This is a genomic window from Pseudomonas sp. (assembly GCF_049645325.1).
In the GTDB taxonomy this organism is placed as follows: Bacteria; Pseudomonadota; Gammaproteobacteria; order Pseudomonadales; family Pseudomonadaceae; genus Aquipseudomonas.
The window spans coordinates 1-4352 of the sequence record NZ_JBARTQ010000366.1; the positions used below are offsets into that span (position 1 = coordinate 1).

Here is a 4352-nt window from a genome sequence, read left to right on the forward strand (position 1 = left end):
TCACTGCGGTAATCGGTGCCCCGGTTGGCGTGGAACTGGCCGCGGCTCGGGCGCTCGTTGCTGTGCAGGATCTGCTCGATGTTCTGGATGGTTTCCTCGGCCAAGTGGTCGAGCTTTAGGAACACCGGGCCGTTGCCGCTTTCGAGTTCCTGGTGGAACTCCCACATCATCTGGCCGCTCCAGTAGTCGCACTCGATGAAGCGCTCGCCCTTGTTGTTCGCGGTGTAGCCACCCAGCGGCCCCGTCACATAGGCGCAGGCCGGGCCGTTGTAATCCTTGATCAACGGGTTGATCTGGAAACATTCGAGGTTCGCCAGCTCTGCGCCGGCGTGGTAGGCCATGGCGTAGCCGTCACCGGCGTTGGTCGGGTTTTCATAGGTGCCCATCAGGTAACCCGACGATGGCAAGCCCAGGCGGCCGGCGGCGCCACAGCAGAGAATCACCGCCTTGGCCTTGATCACCTGGAAATCGGCGGTGCGGCAATCAAAGCCCATTACGCCATTCACGGCGCCGTCGCTGTCGGTCAGCAAACGCGTGCACACCAGGCGGTTGGTGATGTTCACCCGCGCACGCTTGAGCTGGCGGTACAGGACTTTCTTGATGTCATGGCCCTCCGGCATCGGCAGCACGTAGGCGCCCATGTGATGGACCTTCTTCACCGCGTAGTCGCCGGTCTCGTCCTTCTCGAACTTCACCCCCCAGCGGTCCAACTGCTCGATGGTTTCGAAGCTGTGGGTGGCGTAGGCGTACACCGCCGCCTGATTGACGATGCCGTCATTGGCGATGGTAATTTCCTTGGTGTACTGCTCCGGCGTCGAGTGGCCCGGGATGATCGCGTTGTTCAGGCCGTCCATGCCCATGCTGATGGCGCCGCTGCGCTTGACGTTGGCCTTGTCGATCAACAACACGCGCAAATCAGGGTTGGCCTCTTTGGCCTTGATTGCTGCCATGGGCCCGGCCGTTCCTCCGCCGATCACCACGATGTCGTATTCCAGCTCCACGGTTTTACGGCTCATGGGCGGTTGCCTCGTTCACGGTCGATGCGCAGGCGGTACTGGAAGGCGTCGCCTCGGTAATACAGGTGCTCGAAATCCACCGGTTGGCCGTCGCTGGTATGGGTCAAACGCTCGATGCGCATGATCGGCGAGCCGGGTTCCACGTTGAGCGCCTGGGTCAGGTCGCTGTCGGCGAGTACCGCGTCGATGGCGACGTCTGCGTGCCCGAGGTGCAGGCCGCAGTCGTTTTCCAGGATCAGGAAGATGTCGCGGGTCACCAGGTCGGCGTTTTCCAGGCGTTCGCCGAGGGCCTGGTTGAGGTAGGTGATTTCCAGCGACACCGGCTCGCGGTTGATCAGGCGTACCCGCTTGATCTGCGTAACCGTGGTGCCCTCCTCCACCTTCAAGCGCTCGGCGACCAATTTGTCGGCCGGCACGAAGCGGAAACTGCGCAAGCGGTTGATCACTTCATAACCGCGCTCCGTCATGGACTCCGCCAAGCCCTGCAAGGTGCTGACGTTCTGGTACGCCTTGGGTTTGGACACGAAGGTGCCCTTGCCATGGATCTTGTAGATCAGCCCTTCTTTCTGCAGATCGCCCAAGGCCTGGCGCACGGTGATGCGACTGACCTTGAAACGCGCACCCAGCTCGCTTTCGGAGGGCATTTGCGTGTTGGGCGGGTATTGACCATCAAGGATGCCGCTGCGCAATAAATCGCGCAGTTGTGCGTGCAGTGGAATGCTCGACAGTGGAGATAAGGCAGCAGTGGGTTCGTTCATCAAGGTCACTTGTCATAACGAGTTGTGACGTGATCTTAAGAAGTCTAAGCGCCGGCTTGGAAATACCGTTTATGCATAAGCTTAAACCTCTATCGTTTTGGCTGATGTCCGCTATCGGCCGGAATCCGTTCTGGCTGGCAGCCGGGCTTCATAGAATGGCGACCACAGTCAAAACCGCCGCCGAAGGGTGCTGGAGGTCATCATGCGTTATCTGCTTATTGCCGTGCTCAGCCTGTTCAGCACTCTCGCCGCTGCCCAAGACGCTCCCAGTGCCGGGGCTAATGCGCCGGCCAGCCAAACGGACGATTACACCGAGGACCTGGACATTGCCAAGGCCGTGCGCAACACCCCTGCGGCTTCGGCCACGTGCGGGCCTGTCAGGGGCCATGTGGTCTATGTCGACAGCCAAGGTGTGCGCCATGAACTGGACTACCAGCGGGTGGGCGAACCCTGCCCGCACAGCTGAACCGTCCTACAAATCAAAGCGATCCACGGCGCGCCGCCGCTCATTGTCGTCGCGTACGTCATAGCTGGCAGTGGTCTGGATGTTGGTGTGATGCGCCAGTTTCTGCGCGATCGACAGGTCATGCTCTTCAATCACGCGGGTGATGAAGGACCGGCGGAAATCATGCGGCATGATCTTCACCCCGACCTGCTCGCCACGTTGGCGGGCGATGTAGTAAATCGCGTGTTTGGTGATGCGTTCACGGGTGATATGGCTGCCCCGCCTGATCCGATTGAACAGAAACGTATCGTCGTGCTCGCCTTCCTTGAGCTGTTCGCGGCGAAACTCCAGCCAGGCCTGCAATTTCGCGAACGCCCAGGCCGGCGCGTACTTGATCAGCTCTTTATTGCCCTTGCCGGTCACCCGCAAGCTGCGCTCGTCGAAGTTGACCTGTGCCAGGTCGAGGTTGACCGACTCCGACTTGCGCATGCCTGAGCCATACAGGATGCCAATCACCGCCGCGTCCCGCAGGCCTTGAGGGCGCGGGTCGGCGGCGCAGACGTCCATCATTTCGCGAATCAGCGTGCGACGCAGGTTACGGCCCTGACCCAGGCGCGTGCCGGGCGCCGGCTTGACCGAGCGCATCTTGAGCAAGTGGTCCTGGCTGATCAGGCTCAGGCGCCAGGCTTCATTCATTACCCCACGCACGGCGTTCACATACAGCGAAGAGGTATTCGGCGCGTAGCCGTCTTCGCGCAGCGCAGCAACAAGGGCGATCACATGTTCGGGCTGCAGCAGGTGCCAGTCGATCTCTTCGAGGTTGATGTCTTCGAAGCCCAGGCGGTCGGCGGCGTCCTGCAGTACATAGCGCATGGTCAGCTGGCTGGAGGGCGCGAGGCGGGTCAGATAGAGGGTCAGCGGGTTGCGGATAGACTCAGTCAAGGTAGATCAGCCTTTGGATTAAATACCTCTAACAACTCATTGTTTATTCGAGGTATTTAGTGAGTGGCGAAGGCCGAGTCTAACGCAGGATCGGCCCTGGCACAAAATCACTGGCTATTCTTCGTCATCGGTGGGGTCTTGAGGCTGGGTCTGGGACTGGCTCCAGTCGCTGTCCTGCTTTTGCATCAGGGCAAACCAATGCTGGCGCATGAACGCCAGGTAGCTGTCCGGCGCCTTGGCAAAGTCCTTTTCTTCGCCATAACAGCCCGGCAGCGGCAGTTCGGTACCCTGCTCCTTGTACTGGCTGACCAGTGCCTGCTGTGCGGCCACACTACAATCCTTGGGCAGCGGCATGCCGCGCAAGGCGCCGGCTTCCTCGTCCCACCATCTCGCGCCGACGCGATCGACGCCGCGCAAACGGAATTTCTGCGATTTGCCGACGTGCATGATCAGCTTGAATTCATTCGGGCTGACATCGCTGGTGCAGGTGCGCGAATAGCCCACGGTAGCCTGGGTAATGCCGTCGCCGGTCAGGTCGGTGACCTTGGTGGCCGCCATGTCAAAGCGCAGCGAGGCGTCGAATTGGCAATGCTGCACGTCGTCGTACAGCATCCACACGCGCTTGGGATGGTTGCCCTCCAGCAAATACTGAGCGGCGTAGACGAAGGCCGACTGAGTCCCGTCGTCATCACGCTCACTGACTTGCTCGGCGAGTACCAGCAGGTTTTTGCCTTGATGATCGTCCCAGGTATAGGCCGCGACTTGCTTGCCGCGCACTTCAACACCGTCCGGCACCTGGTCGATGCTGGTGAGCGCCACGCCATCGTCGGCGCGCACGGTGGTGACACAGGCCACAGCCATCAACAATCCCATCAAAGCGGGCCGTATCTGGCCGCGTATAAGCTGCACGCTATTCATCCGAGTACCCTGGCAAGAGATGGCTTACTTTACCGGCACTTGAGGGCCAATGCAGAGAAGATTGTTGAATAAAATCGGCAAGTGATGGCACTCTCGAAAAACCACCCCGTTTTTACCCGATAACGGTAACCCTTGGCAGGTCAGTTACTTAGCTGAACCCTAGCTGTCTACCTGTCAAATAAACGAGTTTTTCATCAGCCTTTCATATTCGTTCAACATTTTTCCGCTTAATCTCTGCCCCAGGACTTGAGAACAAACCGCGTGTTCTACGAC

Annotated in this window: 5 protein-coding genes; 1 reads left to right on the forward strand and 4 read right to left on the reverse strand. The window is 59.7% G+C overall.

The annotated features are described in order from the left end of the window. Together WBB95_RS16165 and WBB95_RS16170 are read right to left on the reverse strand one after the other, a co-directional pair. The coding region (locus tag WBB95_RS16165; RefSeq protein ID WP_424488500.1) for a fumarate reductase/succinate dehydrogenase flavoprotein subunit at positions 1-1016 on the reverse strand (1016 nt) is incomplete at its 3' end. Next, positions 1013-1774: a GntR family transcriptional regulator gene (locus WBB95_RS16170; RefSeq protein ID WP_424488501.1), complete on the reverse strand. Its 762-nt coding sequence runs from the start codon at positions 1772-1774 to the stop codon at positions 1013-1015. The genes WBB95_RS16170 and WBB95_RS16165, both read right to left, overlap by 4 nt. A 202-nt stretch (positions 1775-1976) precedes the next feature. Between WBB95_RS16170 and WBB95_RS16175 the strand changes: the two genes are divergently transcribed. Then, positions 1977-2240 (forward strand): DUF2790 domain-containing protein, encoded by a 264-nt coding sequence (locus tag WBB95_RS16175; protein WP_424488502.1) that lies wholly within the window; start codon positions 1977-1979, stop codon positions 2238-2240. A gap of 6 nt (positions 2241-2246) precedes the next feature. Here WBB95_RS16175 and WBB95_RS16180 read toward each other — a convergent pair whose 3' ends face one another. Continuing rightward, positions 2247-3161: a site-specific integrase gene (locus tag WBB95_RS16180; RefSeq protein ID WP_424488503.1), complete on the reverse strand. Its 915-nt coding sequence runs from the start codon at positions 3159-3161 to the stop codon at positions 2247-2249. A 114-nt stretch (positions 3162-3275) separates the two neighbouring features. Continuing rightward, positions 3276-4079, reverse strand: coding sequence for a M949_RS01915 family surface polysaccharide biosynthesis protein (locus tag WBB95_RS16185; protein ID WP_424488504.1), 804 nt, complete (start codon positions 4077-4079; stop codon positions 3276-3278). Positions 4080-4352 lie beyond the last annotated feature (273 nt).

Coding starts and splice junctions, on each gene's coding strand:
- WBB95_RS16170 (WP_424488501.1), bottom strand. CDS start 1,774: ATGAACGAACCCACTGCTGCCTTATCTCCACTGTCGAGCATTCCACTG.
- WBB95_RS16175 (WP_424488502.1), top strand. CDS start 1,977: ATGCGTTATCTGCTTATTGCCGTGCTCAGCCTGTTCAGCACTCTCGCC.
- WBB95_RS16185 (WP_424488504.1), bottom strand. CDS start 4,079: ATGAATAGCGTGCAGCTTATACGCGGCCAGATACGGCCCGCTTTGATG.